Raw genomic sequence first — 20,608 nt, forward strand, 5'->3', positions numbered from 1 at the left:
AGAGAGACTCATGAAGCGGACCCTTGCGGCCCTGGCGGCCGGATGTCTGATGCTGGGGGCCTTGCCCGCCGTGGCCGAGACCTATGACTGGCGGACCATCCCGTTCCAGGGCGGCGGTTTTGTCGATGGCTTTCTCTATCACCCGAAAACACCGGGCCTGCTCTATGCCCGCACCGATGTCGGCGGCATGTATCGCTTTGATTTCGCGCGTAAAAGCTGGGTGCCGCTGATGGACGGCTTCGGCAGGGATGATTGGGACTGTTTCGGCGTCATGACCATGGCGGTTGATCCGAACCATCCGGACCGGCTCTATGCCACCTGCGGCCTCTATCTCAGCGATCGCGTGCCGGATGGCGCGGTGGTGCGCTCGGACGACCGCGGCGCGACCTGGGCGATTACGCGCCTGCCGGGCATCAAGCTCGGCGGCAATGCCATGGGGCGGGGCACCGGCGAGCGTTTGCAGGTTGATCCGGCGGATGGCAATACCCTGTGGCTCGGCACCAATCGCGATGGCCTGTGGGTGAGCCATGATCGCGGCCAGAGCTTCACCCGTTCGGCTTACGCGCAGACCTCAGTGACAACGGTCCTGATCAGCGGCCAGACCCTCTATGTGGGTTCCGGCGAGGTGGGCGAGGGACTGTTCCGCAGCCGTGACGGCGGCAAGACCTTTAGCGCCGTGCCGGGCTCGCCGAAGATGATCCCGCACCAGATGGCGCAGGGCAAGGACGGCGCGCTTTATGTCACCTTCAGCGATAATCTGGGCCCGCACGGCGTGACCGATGGCGCGGTATGGAAGCTGACGGGCGATAGCTGGACCGACATCACGCCGGTAAAGCCGTCCAAGGAAACGCCTTTCGGCTATTCCGGCCTCGATCTGCAGGCGGACCGACTGGTGGTCTCGACCTCCGATCGTTACAGCGGCAGCGGCGATGATCTTTACATCAGTCAGGATGGCGGGGCGCACTGGATGCCGGTCGGGCCGCAGGCGGTGCACGATACGTCAGGCCATCCGTGGCTGATCGATTATATGGGCGGCGACGACAAGGACGCCGTGGCCCGCAAGCATATGGGCCACTGGATGGACGCGGTGAAGATCAATCCGTTCAATCCAAAAGAACTGCTGTACGGCACGGGCTATGGTGTCTGGGTGACCGAAAACCTCGATGCCCTGGGCGGTGAACGGAAGATCGAATTTGCTTTTGAAAACAACAATCTCGAAGAAACGGTTATACTGGGACTTGAGAGCCCGCCGCAAGGCCCCAGGGTGCTGATGGCGGCGGGGGATGTTGCCGGCTCGGCCTTTACGGACCTGAGCCGGACGCCTTCGCACGGGCTGTTTTCGCCGACCAACAGGACCAATCAGGGCGTGGCCTTTGCCGCCCTGAAGCCCAATATCATTGTCCGCAGCGTCGATGCCGAGGAGGGGCACGGCTATATCTCGACCGATGGCGCCGAAAGCTGGACCGCGTTGAACCCGCCGCCGCCCCTGGCCACGACCGACTGGCATAATCACCGCGCCGGCAAGCTGGCGATGTCGAGCCAGGGGACGCACCTGGTCTGGGTGCCGGAGAAAGAAGCGGCGTGGGTGTCTGGCGATCTCGGAAAGAGCTGGACGCTTTCCGAAGGCTGGCCAGCACCGGAACGTGGGCAGGAAGCGATCGCTGATACGGTCAATGACCGGGTGTTTTACGCATTCGACCATGGCACAGGCACGGTTCTGGTCAGCCGCGATGGCGGTATGTCGTTTGCGCCGCTTTACAGGCTGACGGCCGGAGCGGGGCAATTGCGCGCCGTACCCGGCCATGAGGGAGATCTGTGGCTGGCGGCGGGCAGCGCGCTTTATCACGGGCAAACGGCGATCGCCGGGGTTGATGCCGCCTGGCAGGTCACTTTTGGCAAGGCGGCGCCGGGCCAGACCTATCCGGCGGTCTTCCTGTGGGGCAAGGTGAAGGGCGAGGAGGGGCTGTGGCGCTCCGATGACGCAGGCGCGACCTGGGAACGTATCAATGACGACGCTCACCGTTTCGGCCAGATGCGCGCCATTGCCGGCGATCTGCGTGAATACGGCACGCTCTATATCGCCCCCGATGGCCGCGGCGTCATGGTGGGGCGGGCGGTTAAATAAGACACCTGTGAAACAAGTAGCGGCATATATAGCGCGGTTCGCCAATTCAATCGCCGATCGCTTGACCGCGCGTCGAACCCTGATAATTGTACGATAATTGTTAGCGCTCACAGTTACACAAGAAGCGCTTTTCGGGGAGATATCATATGCGGAAATTCATGACCTGCGCCGTGGCGGCGCTGATGCTGGGCTTTGCGGGCGCGGCGGCGCAAGGGGCTGAGCCGGCGCCCTATAGCTGGCAAAGCGTGCCCTTCGGCGCCGGCGGCTTTGTCGATGGTTTCCTTTATCACCCGAAACAGAAGGACATGCTCTACGCCCGCACCGATATCGGTGGCATGTACCGCTATGATTTCGCGAACAAAAGCTGGGTGCCGCTGCTCGATCACTTCGGCCATGACGAATCCGAACTGATGGGCGTGCTGAGCATGGCCGTCGATCCGAACAATCCCGACAAGCTCTATGCCGCGACCGGCGAATACCTGCATCAGTGGGCGCATCTCGGCGCCGTCCTGCGCTCGGACGATCGCGGCCAGACCTGGCAGAAGACCGATCTCAGCGTCAAACTCGGTGGCAATTCGGAAGGCCGCGGCTCCGGCGAACGGCTGGTGGTCGATCCGAAAGACGGCAATATTCTGTGGCTTGGCACCAGCCAGGACGGGTTGTGGAAAAGCACGGACGGCGGCAAATCGTTCAGCAAGGCGGCCTCGCCCGGCAAGGCGATCAGCCTGGTGCTGATCGGGCCGGATGGCGCGGTCTATGCCGGCACTTCAGACGGCAAGGGTGGCCTGTTTGTCAGCCGTGACGGCGGCGGTTTCGCGGCGGTCGACGGCGCGCCGCAGCAGACTCCGCAACATGCGGTCTTCAGCCCGGATGGCACGCTTTACGTCACTTTCGCGGCTGGGGACGGCAAGATCGCGGTCAACCCCAATGGCGCGTCGGCGGGCGGGGTCTGGGCGTTCAAGGACGGCAAGGCGCGTAACATTTCGCCGGCGCAACCCTCGGCGGGTGGCGTCACTTTCGGTTATTCCGGCATCGATGTGCAGGGCGGCGTTCTGGTGGTCTCGACCCTCGATCGCTGGGTGACCGGCGACGATGTCTACCGCTCGACAGACGGCGGCGCGCACTGGACGCCGCTGGGCGCGCAATCGCGCCATGACGCCACTGCCTACCCGTGGCTCGTCAACTATATGAACGGCGAGGACAAGATGGGCCACTGGCTGTCTGACATCAAGCTCAACCCGTTCAATCCGGACGAAGCCATCTACGGCACCGGCTATGGCCTGTGGATGAGCCAGAACCTGAGCAAGGCCGGGGCCGAGCCGATCCGCTGGGATTTCAACGTCAAAAACTTCGAGGAAACCGCGACCTTCCAGCTGACCTCACCGACCGGCGGCGCCATCGTGCTGGCGGCCTTCGGCGATGTCGGCGGCGGCGCCTGGGACGATGTGGCGAAGACACCGGGGGCGCCGTTCATCCCCACCAGTGAAAGCAATTTCAGCGTCGATTATGCCGGTCTGAACCCCAGCATCGTGGCGCGTACCACCGACAAGACCGGCAATAACGGTTATTATTCGGAGGACGGCGGTGCCAGCTGGGCGGCCTTCGGGTCTTCGCCCTACAAGCGTCAGGATGCGCAAGGCAACTGGCACAGCGCCGGGCAGGTGGCGGTCTCCGCCAAGGGGACCTCGCTGCTGTGGGTGCCGGAAAAGCAGGCCGCGGTCTATTCGACCGACAAGGGCAAGACCTGGAAGGAAAGCACCGGCTGGCCGGCGGGGCGCGATATCGTCCTGGTGCCGGTGGCGGACAAGGCGATCGATGGCGTCTTCTATGTCTATGACCGGTTCAATAACCAGATACTGATCAGTATCGATGGCGGCGCCAGCTTCAAGCCATCGGTGACCAGCATGAACAGGATAGAGGGCTGGCAGCGGATGCAACTGGCTGTGGTGCCGGGCCGGATGCGCGATCTGTGGCTGGCCGCACCCTATGGTCTGGTCCATTCACCGGCGGCCGACCAGCCTGTCAAGGCGATGCCGGGTGTCGATGAGGCCTGGCAGGTGGGCTTTGGCAAGTCGGCCAGCGTGGGCGGCTACCCGGCGGTCTATCTGTGGGGCAAGGTGAAGGGCGTTGAAGGCCTGTGGCGCTCGGACGACGAAGGCAAGACCTGGACACGCCTCAATGACGATGCGCACAGGTTCGGCTGGATCAACGCGATCAGCGGCGATCCGCTCGACTACGGCATGGTCTATATCGCACCCGGTGGGCGCGGGATTATGATGGGGAAACCGAAATAGGAAAGGGGAACCACGAAAAGCACGAAAAAGAGAAAAGCACGAAAACGTGCGGGTTTTCTTCGGCCAAATGGCAATAACCATCTGTGGCCTCAGGCATGAGACAATAGACGCTTCGCGCGGATGTTAGAACCTGTTGTTCGTGCTTTTCTCTTTTTCGTGCTTTTCGTGGTTAAACCCTTCGCAAGCCAGTGACTAAGCCTGGCCCATATTGAGAATAAAGGCCGGCCCCAGATAGATGGTCTGCTTGCCAGTATTGAGATGGATGGTCAGGGCGGATGTCTTTGACGCGTGGTCCTCGGTAGCGGTGAATTCGAGGGTTTGCATCTGCCAGTCCGGGCCCACGCTGATCGCCTTTTCGCCAAAAGAGGCATAGGGCGGCGAACTGACCTGCAGGCGCATATTGAGATTAGCCGGCAAATTGTCGGCGGTCTTCGAGCGCGTCCAGACCGCCACGACGATCTTGTCACCCTTGCTGATTTTGCCGGTGATCTGGCTTTCGGCTGCCGCGTCCCATGGGTTGCCGCCGGTGCCGGCGATTTTGATCTCCATGGCCTGGCCGCCCTGGACATTGGCGTCCTTGACCTGCTTGTTGGTCTGGGCGGCGCCATAGATGTTCCAGGCGCCGGGTTCATTGATCAATTTCTTGGATATGTCGTCCTGGGCAAGGGCCGGCAAGGCGGTTGCGCCTGCGAGGGCGCACGCCCCCATCAGCAGGTAGCGTCTATTCATGTGTCATCTCCCCGAGTGTTCTCGTTTTCAGGAAGCCTGCCACAGATCAGGACGATTTTCCAGAGGCACGATTACCGCGTCGGTGCTGTTTTGAACGCCGCCGCTACCGCATCATAAAGCGGCTTGGGCTTGAAATCGGCGTCGAACGGCGTCGGGCGCAGGGGCAGGCCGTCCTTGCGGGGCGTAAATTCCTGCAGCCAGTTATAGGAGTCCGGCATCCCCCAGAACAACACGTCCTTTGTCTGTGTGTAGCTCAGCATCTGATCGAGATAGATGCGCCCGACCGTGGCGACGATGGCGTCGCGCTGTGCGATATCGCCGGTCGGGATGGTCTGGTCATCGACATCGAACTCGGTGATCAGCAGGTCGAGGTCGAGCGACACCACCTCATCGAGGAAGTCTTTCCACTGATTGACCTGGCCGCCCATGAGGTCGAAGCCGTTGCCGATGTGGGATTGCACGCCGAGCGCATCGATCGGCACATGATTGTCGCGGAACCAGTGCAGCAGCTTGAGCACCCCTTTGCGGTGGGCTTCGTTGCCGGCTTCCCAGCTCATATAGTCGTTATAGACCAACTGAGTCTTCGGCAGGTGTTCGCGGGTGGCCTCGTAGGCGATGCGCAGGGCGTCCATGCCGAGCACGCGCGAAAAGGCATTGTCGCGCACCTCGCCGGTCTTCGGATCGATGGTCTCATTGACCACGTCCCATGAGGTCAGGCGGTCGCCATAGTAATTGGCGACGGTGGCGATATAGTCGCGCAGCAACTTTTCGGCGGCCACCTTGGGCTTCGAGCCAAAGTCGTATTCTTTCAGCCACTTCGGTGTGAATTCGTCGCGCGCCCAGAAGAGGTTGTGGCCGCGCATGGCGATATGGTTGGCGGAGGCCCAGGCCAGCAGGTCGTCCGCCGGCTTGAAATTGTAGCCGGTCGCGTTGTCATTATGCGTGACATACATCTTCAGCTCGTTTTCCGGCACGATGATGTCGCATTCGCGGATAATCAGGTCGCGCACCTTGGGATCGGCGAACATTTTCGCACCGATGGCGGTGCCGAAGCGCAGGCCCTTGGCGGCGGCCAGATCCTTCAATGCGGGCGTGGTATCTGCGAAGGCGGGCAGGGCCGTTGAAGCGGCGGCGGCGGCCCCCAGAGTCAGGGCGGCGCGGCGCGAGAGTTTTGCGTCTCTAATTTTAGGCATAAAATTTTCCCTGTTGAATTTTATTCTGTTAGCGCTAACAGTGTCACCGTTCAATTCCGCCGTCAAGCGCGGGCTGGTTCGCCTCCAGGCGGACCCGTGAAAACAGAAACAGGGATGAAGATATCATGACGAAGCAGAGCCTTACCGTCACCCGCCGCCTGTTTGGCGCCTCCACGATTGCCCTCACGGCCGCTACGGCCGGTGGCGCCTTGGCCAAGGCCAAGAACAAGGAAGCCTTACCCTACAAGGACGCAAGCCTGAGCATCGAGGCGCGTGTCGCCGATCTGCTCGATCGCATGACGCTGGAGGAAAAGGTCGCCCAGATGGAATGCGTCTGGCAGAAGAAGGGCGATATCCAAGACCCGGACGGCAAGTTCAACCCGGCCAAGGCCTCCAAGGTCTGGCCGAATGGCCTGGGCATGGTGGCGCGTCCGTCCGACCAGCAGGGCCTGGCCACCACGACCGGCGCGGGTGATTCCGGCGCCATGGGCAACCGTGACGCCTTCAACACCGCCACCCACGTCAACGCCATGCAGAAATGGGCGGTCGAGCAGACTCGCCTCGGTATTCCCATGATCATGCACGAGGAATCGCTGCACGGCTATGTCGCCAAGGACGCCACCTCCTTCCCGCAGGCCATCGGCCTGGCCTCGTCGTTCGATCCCGACATGGCCACGAAGATCTTCTCGGTGGCCGCCCGTGAAATGCGCGCCCGCGGCGCCAATTTCGCCCTGGCGCCGGTCGTCGATGTGGCGCGTGAACCGCGCTGGGGCCGTATCGAGGAAACCTATGGCGAAGACCCGCACCTCTGCGGCGCCATGGGCAAGGCGGCCGTGATCGGCTTCCAGGGCGAGACCCTGCCGCTGGCCAAGGACAAGGTGTTCGCCACGCTCAAGCACATGACCGGACACGGCCAGCCGGAAAACGGCACCAATGTCGGCCCGGCCGAGGTGAGCGAGCGCACCCTGCGCGAGGACTTCTTCCCGCCGTTTGAGAAGATCGTCAAGGAAACCAATATCCGCGCCGTCATGCCCTCCTATAACGAGATCGACGGTGTGCCGAGCCACGCCAACAAATGGCTGCTGACCACCATTCTGCGCAATGAGTGGGGCTTCAAGGGTGTAACAGTCTCCGACTATTTCGCTATCAATGAAATGATCACCCGCCACAAGCTGGTGCCGAACACGACTGAAGCGGCCTTCCGCGCCCTCAAGGCCGGCGTCGATGTCGAAACCCCGGACAATCAGACCTATGGCAATCTGGTCGATCTGGTGAAGGCTGGCCGCATCTCGGAAGACGAAATCAATGCGGTGGTCACCCGCATTCTGGAACTGAAGTTCCAGTCGGGCCTTTTTGAGACTCCCTATGTCGATGCGAAAAAGGCCGACAGCCTGACCGCGGCGCCGGACGCTGTGGCTCTGGCGCGTGAAGCCGCCACCCGGTCGGTGGTGCTGCTGAAGAACAACGGCGTCCTGCCGCTCGATGCGAAAAAGGTCGGCAAGCTGCTGGTGCTCGGCACCCATGCGAAGGATTGCCCGATCGGTGGCTATTCCGACAAGCCGCGCCATGTCGTTTCCATGCTCGAAGGCCTGGAAGCCGAAGGCAAAAAGGGCGGCTTCTCGGTGACCTTCTCGGAAGGCGTGCGCCTGACCGAGCAGCGCATCTGGGGCCAGGATGTGATCAATTTCACGCCAGATTCGGTCAATGACAAGCTGATTGCCGACGCCGTCGAAGCCGCCAAATCGGCCGATACCATCGTCATGGTGCTGGGCGATAACGAACAGACCTCGCGCGAGGCCTGGGCCGACAACCATATGGGCGACCGCCAGTCTCTTGATCTTATTGGTCGCCAGAACGATCTCGCGGCGCAGATATTCGCTCTTGGCAAGCCGACCGTCGTCCTGTTGCTCAATGGCCGGCCGCTGTCGGTCAACCTGCTGAACGAGAAGGCAGATGCCCTGATCGAAGGCTGGTACATGGGCCAGGAAACCGGCTGGGCCGCTGCCGATATCCTGTTCGGCCGGGCCAATCCCGGTGGCAAGCTGCCGGTCTCGATCGCGCGCAATGTCGGCCAGCTGCCGATCTATTATAACTACAAGCCGACCGCCCGCCGCGGCTATCTCGATGGCACCACGTCGCCATTGTTCCCCTTTGGCTACGGGCTTTCCTACACTACCTTCGACATCTCGGCGCCAAAGCTGGAAAAGGACACCATCGGTACGGCGGACAGCGTCGTGGTCTCGGTCGAGGTCAGGAACACAGGTGCGGTAAAGGGGGATGAGGTTGTCCAGCTCTATATCCGCGACGACTTCTCCTCGGTCACTCGTCCGGTTAAGGAACTGAAGGGCTTCAAACGTCTCACGCTCGATGCCGGCGCCAGTCAGACGGTCAGCTTCACCATCACCCCGGCCGAGCTGCAGTTCTATAATATGGATATGCAGCGCGTTGTCGAACCGGGCACCTTTACGATCTCGGTCGGACCCAATAGTGTGGACCTCAAGACGGTGACCCTGACGGTCGCCTGATTAGGGATTACAGGATGACGGATATCGGGCGGCGGCATATCATAACCGGGGCGCTGGCAGGCGGAGCTGCGCTGGCAGTCGCTTCCAAGGCTGGGGCTCAGACGGGCGCGTCGGTGGTCGAGGGGACACCGGCCGCTGGTCCGGCTCCGCAGCTGAAGGGCCAGCCCAATGCCGAGGCGCAGGGCATCCAGTCCGCTCTGCAGGATTTCAACGATCCTAAGGCCCTGGCGGTCCAGCCGGTCGGTAACGACTGGGCGCAGCTTCGCCGTTATCATCTCGCCAATATTGAGACAGCCAAGCTACCTGACAGCCAGCGCCGTGTCGTCATGATGGGCGATTCGATCACCGATGGCTGGCCGGGTCAATCGGGCAACTTCTACGCAGATAATGGCCTGATCGGGCGTGGCATTGGCGGGCAGGTCTCGGCCCAGATGCTGGTGCGCTTTATGGCCGATGTCGTGGGGCTTGGCGCTGAGGTCGTGCATATCATGGCCGGCACCAACGATATCGCCCAGAACCAGGACCCTTACGATCCGGTAGCGACCACCAACAACCTGCAGGCCATGGCCAGCCTGGCCAGCATCCATGGCATTAAGGTGATCCTGGCCTCGGTGCCGCCGGCGGACCATTTCCCGTGGCGGCCGGAGGTCGGCAATCCGGTCGAGAAGATCAGGGCGCTGAATGTCTGGATCAAGTCGATCTGCGAGGCGCAGGGCTATACCTATGTCGATTACTGGCCGGCCCTGGCCACAGCAAACGGTAGCCTGCGGCCCAATTTCGGCAATGATGGGGTCCACCCCAATGCTATCGCCTATGCCGCCATGGCGCCCTATACCCTGGCGGCCATCGATACGGCGATGGTCTGATGACGCTGAACCGGCGTCAACTGCTGACCTCCGGCACCGGGCTGGCCATCACCGCCACACCGGCCATGTCTGCGCCAGCGAAAGAGACCGGGTTCACGCCGGACTGGAAGTCGCTGGTCGAGAACTACCAGGTGCCGACCTGGTTCCGGGACGCCAAGTTTGGCATCTGGGCGCACTGGTCGGCGCAATGCGTGCCCGAGCAGGGTGACTGGTATGCCCGCCGCATGTATCTCCAGGGCGAGCCCGCCTATGACCATCATCTGAAAACCTACGGCCATCCGGCCGACAGCGGCTTCATGGAGATCAACAACCTTTGGAAGGCCGAGAACTGGAAGCCCGGCGAACTGCTCGATCTCTACAAGGCGGCCGGCGCGAAATACTTCATGGCCCTGGCCAGCCATTGCGACAATTTCGACGCTTACGACTCGAAGTTCATGGATTGGAACGCCACGAAGGTCGGGCCGAAAAAGGATATTGTCGGCATCTGGGCGAAGGAAGCGCGGGCGAGGGGGCTTAAATTCGCCGTCTCCCAGCATGCCGCCCATGCCTGGCACTGGATGCAGGTGGCCTATGCCTATGATCCGGAAGGGCCGCGCGCTGGCCAGCGTTATGACGGCTATCGCCTGAGGCTGGCCGATGGCGCCGGCAAGTGGTGGCAAGGGCTCGATCCGCAGGAACTCTATGGCGGGCCGGTTATGGTCATGCCGGAGGGCCTCACCACCATAGCCGCCGCCAACAAGTGGCACGATGAAAACGATGGCCCGTTCCCGGAAGCTCCGCCCGCGGCCAATCCGGCCTTTACGCGCCAGTTCTATCTGCGCACCAAAGACCTGATCGACAGCTACCACCCCGACCTGGTTTATTTCGACAATGGCGACCTGCCGCTGGGTCAGGTGGGGCTCGATCTCGCCTCTCACTATTATAATGCCGGGCTGAAATGGCATGGCGGCAAACAGGAGGTGGTGGTCACCATCAAACTGGTGCCGGAAGACCACAAATCGGCGGTGGTCGAGGATGTCGAACGCGGCAACCGCTCAGGCATCGAGCCGCATCCCTTCCAGACCGATACCTGCCTGGGCGACTGGCACTACAACCGCCAGCGCTTTATCGACAAGTCCTACGTGCCGGCGCGTGATGTCATCCACCGCCTGTGTGATGTCGTGGCCAAGAACGGCAATCTGATGCTGTCGGTGCCGGTGCGCGGTGACGGCACGATAGACGACGAGGAGCGTCGCATCGTCGGCGAGATCGGCGAATGGAACCGGCGCTATGGCGAGGCCATCTTCGGCACCCGGCCGTGGAAGATCGCTGGCGAAGGCCCGACCGAGGTGGTGTCCGGCCAGTTTATCAATGGTGATCCGAAACTGGATTTCACCGCGCAGGATATCCGTTTTACCCGCAAGCGGCGGGCCCTCTATGCCATCACCCTGGGCGAGGCCGCCGGGCAGATCACGATTGCCAGCCTGGCCGCGACAGCGGAAACCGGACAGGGGACGGTCAGGCGCGTCGAAGCGGTGGACACCGGGGCGCGACTGGCCTTCACCCGTGACGAGACGGGGCTGCATATCGATATTCCGCAGGGAGCCAGCCATCCGTTTGGCATGGCGGTCAAAATAACTGGGCAGGGATTGCTTTGATGCGTCTGGGACTACTGAGTTTATTGGCTGTATTGGCGGCGACACCGGTTACCGCCGGGATGCCGCACCTGGCGAACGGGCAACTGATCGTCGATGGCAAGCCGTTCCTGATCCTGGGGGGCGAACTGGGCAACAGTTCCGCCTCCGATCCGAAATATCTCGATAAGCTGTGGCCAAGGCTTGACCGCATCGGGCTCAATACGCTGCTGGTACCGGTGGAATGGGACCAGATCGAGCCGGTTCAGGGGCAGTTCGATTTCACCGTGCTCGATGGCGTTCTGGCTCAGGCGCGGACGCATAACACCCGCGTGGTGCTGCTGTGGTTCGGCGCGTGGAAGAACTCGATGAGTACCTATGCGCCGGCCTGGGTGAAGCACGATCCGAAGCGCTTCTCCAAGGCGAAATCGGCAGCCGGGGAAACGCAGGATATTCTGTCGCCCTTCGATCCGGATAATCTGGCGGCTGATCAGGCGGCCTTTGTCGCCCTGATGACGCATCTGAAGGCCACCGACCCGCAGCATACGGTGCTGATGATTCAGGTCGAGAACGAGATCGGCATGTTGCCCGATGCCCGCGATTACAGCGTCGCCTATAAGGGGCAAGATGACGAGGCCTTCCAGGCGAAGGCCTTCGCGCGCTATGTCGAGGCCGAGGTCAAGGCAGGGAAGGCGGTCTATCCGCTGCCGATGTACGTTAATGCCGCCCTGAACCGGCCGGGAAAAAAGCCCGGCGAGTATCCCTCGGGTGGACCGCTGCCGCACCTGTTCGATATCTGGAAAAAGGAGGCGCCGTCGCTCGACTTGCTGGCGCCGGATATCTATTTCCCGGATTTCGTCAACCGGGTGGATCAGTTCGCCGGGCGCAACACCCTGTTCATTCCTGAAGCCAACCAGGCCGGATCGCCGGAAGCTGCCGCCAATGCGCTCTATGCCATAGGCGAACACCGGGCTATCGGTTTTTCGCCGTTCTCGATCGAGGATCTGTCGGAAGGGGATCCTCTGGTCGGCGCCTATGCCATGATCAACCAGCTGTCGCCGCTGATCCTGTCCGGCAAGCCGATGAAGGGCCTGCGTCCGCCTGTCGATTACCAGGGAACGGTTGACGAGACGCCGCAGACCTTTACGCTGGGCGGCTACAGTTTCACCGCCAGCTTTGTCGATCCGTGGACGCCGAAGGACAAGCAGAACGTGGCGACGCACGGCGCGATCCTGATCCAGACCGGGCCGGATGAGTTTATTGCCGCTGGGTCGGGTGTGACCCTGACCTTTGCCACGCAGACGGGCCGCGTGGGCATCGAGCAGGTGATAGAAGGGACGTATGAGGACGGACAGTTCGTGCCTGGCCGCTGGCTGAATGGTGACCAGACCCATCAAGGACGACACGTGCGTCTGCCTCTGGAGCAATGGTCGATCCAGAAGCTCAAACTCTACAGGTACGAGTGACATGCAAACCATCCGCGCCATTGAGGGTGTCGATCGCAATCGTTTTGAAGCGGAAATCCTGCCGGCACGCCAGCCGGTAGTGATGAAAGGTCTGGTCGGGAATTGGCCGGTCGTGCACGCGGCAAGGCAGTCTGACGCAGGGCTGGCGGACATGCTCAAGATGTGGGACGTCAGTGGCAAGTCGGCCAGGATCAGCATATTGCCGCCAGCGCATAAGGGAAATTTCTTCTACAACGACGATTTGAGCGGCTATAATTTCATGGTCGACCAGACGACGGTTTCAAATCTGGTAGATCGTCTGCTGGCGAACACGGATCGCGTAGATTTCGTGACGATCTACGCACAGTCTCTGATCCTGGCTGATTATATGCCGGCTTTTGAGGCCTTGCATCCCTTGCCTGTGCTGACATCATCGACCGGTCCGCGACTTTGGCTCGGTAATCGGGTCCGCACCCAGACCCATTTCGATCCGGCGCACAATATTGCCTGTGCCGTGGCCGGAAGACGGCGGTTCACGCTGTTTCCGCCGGAGCAGATCGATAATCTCTATCCCGGGCCGTTCGACTTCACGCCCGGTGGTGTGCCGATCAGCATGGTTACGCTGGAAAATCCCGACCTCGAAAAATATCCCCTGTTTGCCAAGGCGCTGGAAACCGCCCAGATGGCCGAACTGGAACCAGGGGATGCACTCTATATCCCCTATGGCTGGTGGCATCATGTCCAGTCGCTGAGCGGCTTCAATGCCCTGGTCAATTACTGGTGGAACGAGGCGGGCAATGACTGGCTGCCACCCGTGACCGCGCTCTATGCGGCCGTGCTGACCCTGCGTGACCTGCCGCCGGACCAGAGACGGATATGGCAGCATATCATGCAGCGTTATGTGTTCGATGATACAGCCGCAGCGGTGGCGCATTTGCCTGAAAAGGGGCGGCATGGGTTCGGACGGCTGACGGCGGAAGTTCGGGCGCGCCTCAAGGCGTTTGTTATCCGCACGCTCGGAGGATAGAATGAAGTGGCTCGTGGGTGGTCTTGCCATGATGTTTCTGCCCTTGCAGGCACTGGCCTGTGAAGGGGCAGTGTCGGTTTGTGAAGGGGCTTCCGCAACCGACTTCGCGCTGATCAAGTCAGGCCGGCCCGCGACGGTCTATGTGGCGGGCGATGCGCCAAAGCCGGTGCTGCGCGTGGCCAATGATTTCGCTGCCGATCTGGAACGGGTGTCCGGCGTTCGGCCAGCGGTCGTACACGATCTGAAAGCGGTCTCCGGCGATGTGGTGGTTATCGCCGAGGCGGGGCATTCGCCTCTGCCGGTCGATGACAGGGGCGTGATCGGAAAATGGGAAGCTTATGCCCAGACCGTGGTTTCCCGGCCGGAAGGTGGCAAGGCGCTGGTCATAGTGGGCGCCGATCCGCGCGGCGCCATCTACGGCACCTACGATATCTCCGCGAAGATGGGAGTCTCGCCATGGTACTGGTGGGCCGATGTGCCGGTGGTCAAAAAGAGCGATCTCTATGTGACGGCGGGCTATCGTACCGATGCCCCGAAGGTGAAATATCGCGGCTTCTTTATCAATGACGAGGAGCCGTCGTTCGGCGGCTGGGCGCGTGAAAAGTTCGGCGGCATCAATCATGACCTCTATGGTCATGTCTTCGAGCTGGAGCTGCGCCTGAAGGGCAATTATCTGTGGCCGGCCATGTGGGGCAAGGCCTTCTGGGACGACGATCCGCTGAATCCACAGACGGCCGCCGACTATGGTATCGTCATGGGCACTTCGCATCACGAGCCGATGACCCGGGCGCAGGATGAATGGCACCGCCATACCGATGGCGGCGTGACCGGTGGCAAATGGGATTATAGGACCAATGCCGCAAATCTGCGCACCTTCTGGCGTGGCGGCATCGAGCGTATGCAGGCGGGCGGTCAGCCCTCAAGTAGCGGAGCGGTAGGGCAACCTTATGAAAACGTGGTCACTATCGGCATGCGCGGCGATGGTGACGAGCCGATGAGCGAGGGCACGGCGACGCATCTGCTGGAAGGGATCGTGGCCGACCAGCGTCAGATCATCGCCGATGTCACCGGCAAGCCGGCCGATCAGACGCCGCAGGTCTGGGCCTTGTATAAAGAGGTGCAGGACTATTACGACCACGGCATGAAGGTGCCGGATGACGTGACTCTGCTGTTTTCCGACGATAACTGGGGACAGATTCGGCGCTTGCCCGATCTCGGGCCCGATCCTGGTAAGATGCGGGCCGGGGGCTATGGTGTCTATTACCACTTCGACTATGTCGGCGGGCCGCGTAATTATAAATGGCTGAATACCAACCAGATCGAAAAGACCTGGCAGCAGATGGATCTGGCCTGGGAAAGCGGCGCCGACCGGTTATGGATCGTCAATGTCGGCGATATCAAGCCCCTGGAATTTCCCTTGAGCTTCTTCATGGACATGGCCTGGAACCCGGACGCCATGACGCCGGAAGCGTTACAGGCCTATCCGGCAAAATGGGCCGGCCAGCAGTTTGGCGATGACGATGCGGCGGAGATTGGCGAAATACTGACGCGCTATAGCCAGTATAATGCGCGTCGGAAGCCGGAATTGCTGAATGCAACGAGCTTCAACCTGGATAGCTATAATGAGTTCGGAGACGCTTTTCTGCACTATGATTTTGTGGGTATGGCGGCCAAGGCACAGCAGGCTAAGCTGCCTGATGTGGCGCAGTCTTCATACTTTCAACTGGTGCAGTATCCCGTCGCTGCCAGCGCCAATCTGTATGACCTCTACCTGACGGTGGCGCGAAATAAGGATTTCGCATCCCAAAATGATGGGCGCGCCAATGAAATGGCGGTTGCCGCCAAATCGGCATTTGCAGAGGACCAGGCTCTGAGCGATCAGTACAATACCGTTTCTGATGGGAAGTGGCGCCACATGATGGACCAAACTCATATCGGCTATACAGGATGGCAGCAGCCGGACACGCAGGTTATGCCGGAAGTTGTCACGCTTTCCGCACCGAATGTGCCTGAGACGCCCAAGTATGGAAACTTGTCCTGGTCCGTGGCCAAGACTTTTGATGGCACGGGGCGAGCTTTGGAAGACGATGGTTACATCGCTATCGAGGCCGAGCACTATAGCCGCAAGGTGGATGGCCCAAATGTTCACTGGCAAGTGATTCCCAATCTGGGCCGCACCTTGTCGTCGGTCATTTCCATGCCCCAGACGGCCGCACCGGCCACGAACAATTCCATGCGACTGGAGTACAATATACGGACGGCCAAGACCGCCGATGCCACGCTCCACCTTTATCTCGCGCCGACGCTGGATACGCGCGGGGGCGGGGGCTTGCGCATTGCTGTCTCCATCGACGAGCGGCCACCGCAAGCCTTGAGCTTCGATCTCAAGCCGGAAACGCCGGAATGGAACCAGGCGGTTTCCGATAATATCGTTATCCTGAAAGCGCCTTTCAAAGGCTTGAAGGCGGGCAGGCATACGATCAAGGTCTTCCGTATCGATGGCAATGTGGTGCTTGAGCGACTGGTGCTCGATACGGGGGGGCTCAAACCCAGCTATCTAGGTCCGCCGGAAAGTGCGGGGATCAATTGATCTGTTCCTGAAGCCTGACGAGCCAGGAAACTTTTGCCGCGGTAGTCATGCGCGACTTCAATTCCGCATTGACAGGACTGCCACGTCTGGAACAAAACTCGAACAATATGGCGGCTCACCAGAAGGCGGGTTTTGACAGGCGGTGACAGGAATGGCTCTCTGCTTGGTGAGTGAAAGCGTATGGACAGATTGGTAGATTGTTGCTGGGTGGAGCTCGAAGGCGAGCTGCGTCCGCAATTGGTGATCCGTAAGCGCTTGAAACCGCTTATTTTTGCGGTGGGAGAATGGCTTTATACCGAAAGTGGTATTCCGATGCCGCATAATCCGCACGCGCCGCGTATCCGGCTTATTTTACATCCGTTGACACATGGTATCAGGAAAGTAATTTAGAATATTATTGTTTCTTTCGTGAATTAAATTTGTTTTTCTTGAAATATCTTATTTATTAATTTCAAATTTCAGAACATCGATATTTACCATTTGTGTGTCTTAAGATGGTCTTTTTTATAATTTATTTGAATTATTCGTATCTTTATTAGAACAGGTATCGTTTGTTATTAAATTATGCGTAATGTTACGTTGACGCTTGTGTGACAACGCCCCTTACCTTGCCACCAGACGGACAGGTTTCTGCCCGTTTTCAATTGTGACACGCGAGGAGTGAGGCGTATGACAAGAAACAAAATAACCCAAAAACGCAGCCTGATGGCGACAACGACCTTGTTCGGCGTTGTGCTGACAGGCGCCATGGCGGCCGGTTTGGCCGGTACCGTGGCAACCCTTCTGCCCACGACGGCGGAAGCGCAGGACTATACCAGCGGTGCCGTCATAGGCTCCGTATCCGACAGTTCAGGCAAGCCTGTCAGCGGTGCAACCGTGACCCTGACTTCTGCAGCTCAGGGCCAGACCCGCACACTGACTTCCAGCGCGGCCGGTTCCTTCTCAGCTACCGGACTGGCGCCAGGTGAATACAGTATTACGGTGAGCTCGGCTGGCTTTGATGATTTTACCAGCACGCTAACGGTTGTGATTTCGCAGGAAGTCCGTATCGATGCCTCACTGCAAACCGCTGGTGCGGCACAGACCGTGGTGGTCAAGGGCAAGCGCGTTCGTCAGGACTTCGCCAAGACGACGACAGGGCTCGTGGTTGATCTGGACACACTGGTGAAGCAGCAGCCTGTCGGTCGCAGCCTGACCTCGGTAATGATGCTGGCCCCGACCGTGGTTAAGGGCGATTCTGATTTCGGTGATGTTGCCTCGATCGGCGGCGCTTCAGTGGCCGAAAATGCCTACTACATCAACGGGCTGAACATTACCAACCCCGATACCTATGTCAGTTCGGCCCAAGTGCCGTTTGACTTCTACAAGACTATCGAAGTTAAGACGGGCGGCTATGCGGCGGAATATGGCCGCGCCACCGGCGGTGTGATCAATGCTGTCACCAAGTCGGGCTCTAATGATTTCATGTTCGCGCTGCATGGCAATTTCGCACCGAGCGACTTGCGCGCACATAACGCCGACACCTATTCATCGCGTGGTGACTACAAGTCCGCCAGTACGGCGTCCATGACGGCTGAAGCCAGCGGCGCTCTGATCAAGGACAAGCTGTTTGCTTACGGCATGTACTCGACCAATAATAACACAAGCAGCTCTGCAGGTCGCTTGAGCGGTGTTTATTCGACCTATAAGGCGACTGATCCGTTCTATGGCTTAAAGCTGGATGGTTACATCACACCGACCCAGCATCTTGAACTGACCTACTTCTCGACCAAAACAACAACTACCCAGACGACTTATGACTATGACGACGATGGGGCCGGAACGATTGGCGATGCGATTGTAAACGGCAAGGGGTATTATGAAACTGGTGGTGATAATTATGTGCTGAAGTACACCGGCGCAGTTACTGATTGGTTCACGATTTCGGCCGCCTATGGCGTCAGTAAGGATGCCGACAACTTCACGCCGCAAAATACGACCGACAATTATGTGCGTCAGTACGTCATCGGCACCGGCTATGTACGGACCTCTACGACCCAGCCTTTCAGCAGCATCACTAAGGACGAGACAAAACGCGAGTTTTACCGTCTGGATGGTGATATGCGTTTCGACTGGATGGGCCATCACCATGTCCGTTTCGGCGTGGATGATGAAGAACTCTCAATGGATAAGACCAGCCGTTACACTGGTACCAATCCAATGTATTACAGCATCCTGCCTGATTATGGGTACTTCTACATTCGTTACGGCACATTTGGCGGCAACGTATCGGCCACCAACCAATCGGCATATATCCAGGATTCCTGGGATGTTACACCGAAGCTGAATCTGCAGATTGGTCTGCGCGACGATGTGTTCAAGCAGAACAACCTCTCGGGCGAACAATATATGGACCTAAAGGATAACTGGGGACCGCGCCTGGGCTTCAGCTATGACGTACGAGGTGATGGTTCCTGGCGGATCTACGGCAATATCGGCCGTTATTACATCCCGCCCGCGATGAACCTCGGTTATCGCGGCAAGGATCTCTACTATCTGCAATATGTTGACTATGATGGTGAGCTTGACGCTACCACCGGCCTGCCTACAAGCACAGGCGTGGCGGATAACAGTGACGATTCATGCTCCTCCGCCGCCGATATCACCGGCGCCGCCGGTATCCCGGCCGGGATCAATTCGACTAATTCGTGTGTCTATTATGGCGACGGTTCTCAGGAGCCGGCTAATGCCAAGGCGGCCATCGGCCTCAAAGCGAGCTCGGAAAACGAATATATCTTAGGCACTGACTATCGGATCAACGACCTGTGGAGCGTAGGTATTAATCTGACCTATCGTAACCTGGATCAGGTTTCAGAAGACACCGACTTCACCGACCAGATCAACGAATGGCTGGTGGCTAACGGTTACTCGACCTCGGACTACACTTCGACCAATAACTACTATGTCTGGAATCCCGGCAGCAGCGTCACCATCCGTCTGAAGAGCGCTCTTGCGGGCGAAACGGAACAGAAGGTCATCACTTTGACCGGGCTGACTTTCCCGAAAGCCAAGCGTGAATACAAGGCGCTGACCTTGACCTTTAAGCGTGCTTTCGACGGCAAGTGGGGGCTGCAAGGGTCTTACGTCTGGTCGCGTTCGCACGGAAACTATGAAGGTACGGTGTTGTCGGATGTCGGTAACGACGTTCAGGATGACGCGGGCGCAACGGTTTCCTACGACTATCTCGGTTTGACGGATTACTCCACAGGCCTGCTACCGAACCACCGTGCTCACACGTTCAAGGCCTATGGCTCATATGCCTTAAGTTCGAACTTCATGGTGGGGGCGAATCTGCTGGTCCAGTCGCCGGCTCATCTGTCGTGTGAAGGGTCTTATCCAGATAGCGATAATACCGCTTTCTACTATGGCTCAATCAGCTATTACTGCAATGGCGAGCCTTCGCCGCGTGGCACGGGTCTGAAAACGGACTGGCTGAAGACGGTCGACCTGTCTCTGCGTTACACGGTCGAACGCTCAGCGGATAAGCGTGGCAATCTCGTGCTGCGGGCTGATATCTTCAACCTGTTTAACGATAAGGCTGTGACCGGATATTACATCCAGCATGAGGTTGATTACACCTATACGGTTGATCCGAACTACGGAAAGGTCACCAGCTACACCACGCCGCGTTATGTACGTCTCGGTTTCGACCTGACCTACTAATCAAGGTTTGCCTGGCTTTGGCTTCCTCTCCGGGTTGCCGCAGGGCCGGGCGAAAAACGGGCAGGGTGTTGGCGCGCCCTGTCCAAAACGGAAAACCCCGCGATGGTGACATCGTGGGGTTTTTTGCGATCGAAAAGACGTCATCGCATGTAATAAAAAAGTCACAACTAGGGCTAAAAGGGCATTTTTTATGGCTGTCTGGTCACATAATTTGCCGCGTGAATTGTGGGCACATCTTTGGGTTGATTTTACTTTGTGCCTGGCATCGGGATTAACGATGACGTATGAGGCAAGCTCCCCGAAGTGAGGAATTTACAGGCGACATATGGGGGAAATATTTCCAATAACTGTGATTTTTGGAAAAATAATTCGCAAAAAATGTGTTAATAACGATGGTATATGCCTGAGAGCGCTTCCAGTTTGCGCAATATTTCACAATTGAAACACGCTATGATTGCTGTTCTTCAAGGCGGGTTTGTGAGAGTGGGCGCGCACTGTC

General features: G+C 59.2%; 11 protein-coding genes. 9 read left to right on the forward strand and 2 right to left on the reverse strand.

The genetic code is table 11. The features are described 5' to 3' along the window. Positions 1–10: 10 nt before the first annotated feature. Both QM647_RS06445 and QM647_RS06450 read left to right on the forward strand, forming a co-directional pair. On the forward strand, positions 11–2,125 hold the full coding sequence (locus QM647_RS06445; protein WP_414994682.1) for an exo-alpha-sialidase: 2,115 nt from the start codon (positions 11–13) through the stop codon (positions 2,123–2,125). A gap of 146 nt (positions 2,126–2,271) precedes the next feature. After that, entirely contained in the window at positions 2,272–4,419 is a 2,148-nt protein-coding gene (locus QM647_RS06450) for an exo-alpha-sialidase (RefSeq protein ID WP_414994683.1), read from the forward strand. A gap of 192 nt (positions 4,420–4,611) precedes the next feature. On the opposite strand, the gene QM647_RS06455 is transcribed toward QM647_RS06450, so the two are convergent. After that, a complete protein-coding gene (locus QM647_RS06455; protein WP_414994684.1) occupies positions 4,612–5,148 on the reverse strand; it encodes a hypothetical protein in 537 nt (178 codons plus the stop codon). Positions 5,149–5,219: 71 nt separating this feature from the next. Then, complete coding sequence (locus QM647_RS06460) at positions 5,220–6,341, reverse strand: endo-1,4-beta-xylanase (protein ID WP_414994685.1); 1,122 nt, start codon at positions 6,339–6,341, stop codon at positions 5,220–5,222. Positions 6,342–6,466: 125 nt separating this feature from the next. On the opposite strand from QM647_RS06460, the gene QM647_RS06465 reads away from it, so the two are divergent. The 7 genes from QM647_RS06465 to QM647_RS06495 all read left to right on the forward strand — a co-directional run bounded on the left by QM647_RS06465 (position 6,467) and on the right by QM647_RS06495 (position 20,109). Then, positions 6,467–8,866 (forward strand): glycoside hydrolase family 3 N-terminal domain-containing protein, encoded by a 2,400-nt coding sequence (locus QM647_RS06465; RefSeq protein ID WP_414994686.1) that lies wholly within the window; start codon positions 6,467–6,469, stop codon positions 8,864–8,866. A gap of 14 nt (positions 8,867–8,880) precedes the next feature. Then, positions 8,881–9,732 (forward strand): GDSL-type esterase/lipase family protein, encoded by an 852-nt coding sequence (locus QM647_RS06470; RefSeq protein WP_414994687.1) that lies wholly within the window; start codon positions 8,881–8,883, stop codon positions 9,730–9,732. After that, on the forward strand, positions 9,732–11,369 hold the full coding sequence (locus QM647_RS06475) for an alpha-L-fucosidase (protein ID WP_414994688.1): 1,638 nt from the start codon (positions 9,732–9,734) through the stop codon (positions 11,367–11,369). Before QM647_RS06470 ends, QM647_RS06475 begins: the two co-directional genes overlap by 1 nt. Further along, positions 11,369–12,811 carry a DUF5597 domain-containing protein gene (locus tag QM647_RS06480; RefSeq protein ID WP_414994689.1) on the forward strand — a complete coding sequence of 481 codons (1,443 nt, stop codon included), beginning with the start codon at positions 11,369–11,371 and terminating at the stop codon, positions 12,809–12,811. Before QM647_RS06475 ends, QM647_RS06480 begins: the two co-directional genes overlap by 1 nt. Position 12,812: 1 nt before the next feature. Then, entirely contained in the window at positions 12,813–13,817 is a 1,005-nt protein-coding gene (locus QM647_RS06485; RefSeq protein WP_414994690.1) for a cupin-like domain-containing protein, read from the forward strand. A 1-nt stretch (position 13,818) separates the two neighbouring features. Next, a complete protein-coding gene (locus QM647_RS06490) occupies positions 13,819–16,407 on the forward strand; it encodes a glycosyl hydrolase 115 family protein (protein WP_414994691.1) in 2,589 nt (862 codons plus the stop codon). Positions 16,408–17,076: 669 nt separating this feature from the next. Beyond that, a complete protein-coding gene (locus QM647_RS06495) occupies positions 17,077–20,109 on the forward strand; it encodes a TonB-dependent receptor (protein ID WP_414994692.1) in 3,033 nt (1,010 codons plus the stop codon). Positions 20,110–20,608: the final 499 nt, after the last annotated feature.

Source organism: Asticcacaulis sp., assembly GCF_047605585.1.
Taxonomy (GTDB): Bacteria; Pseudomonadota; Alphaproteobacteria; order Caulobacterales; family Caulobacteraceae; genus Asticcacaulis.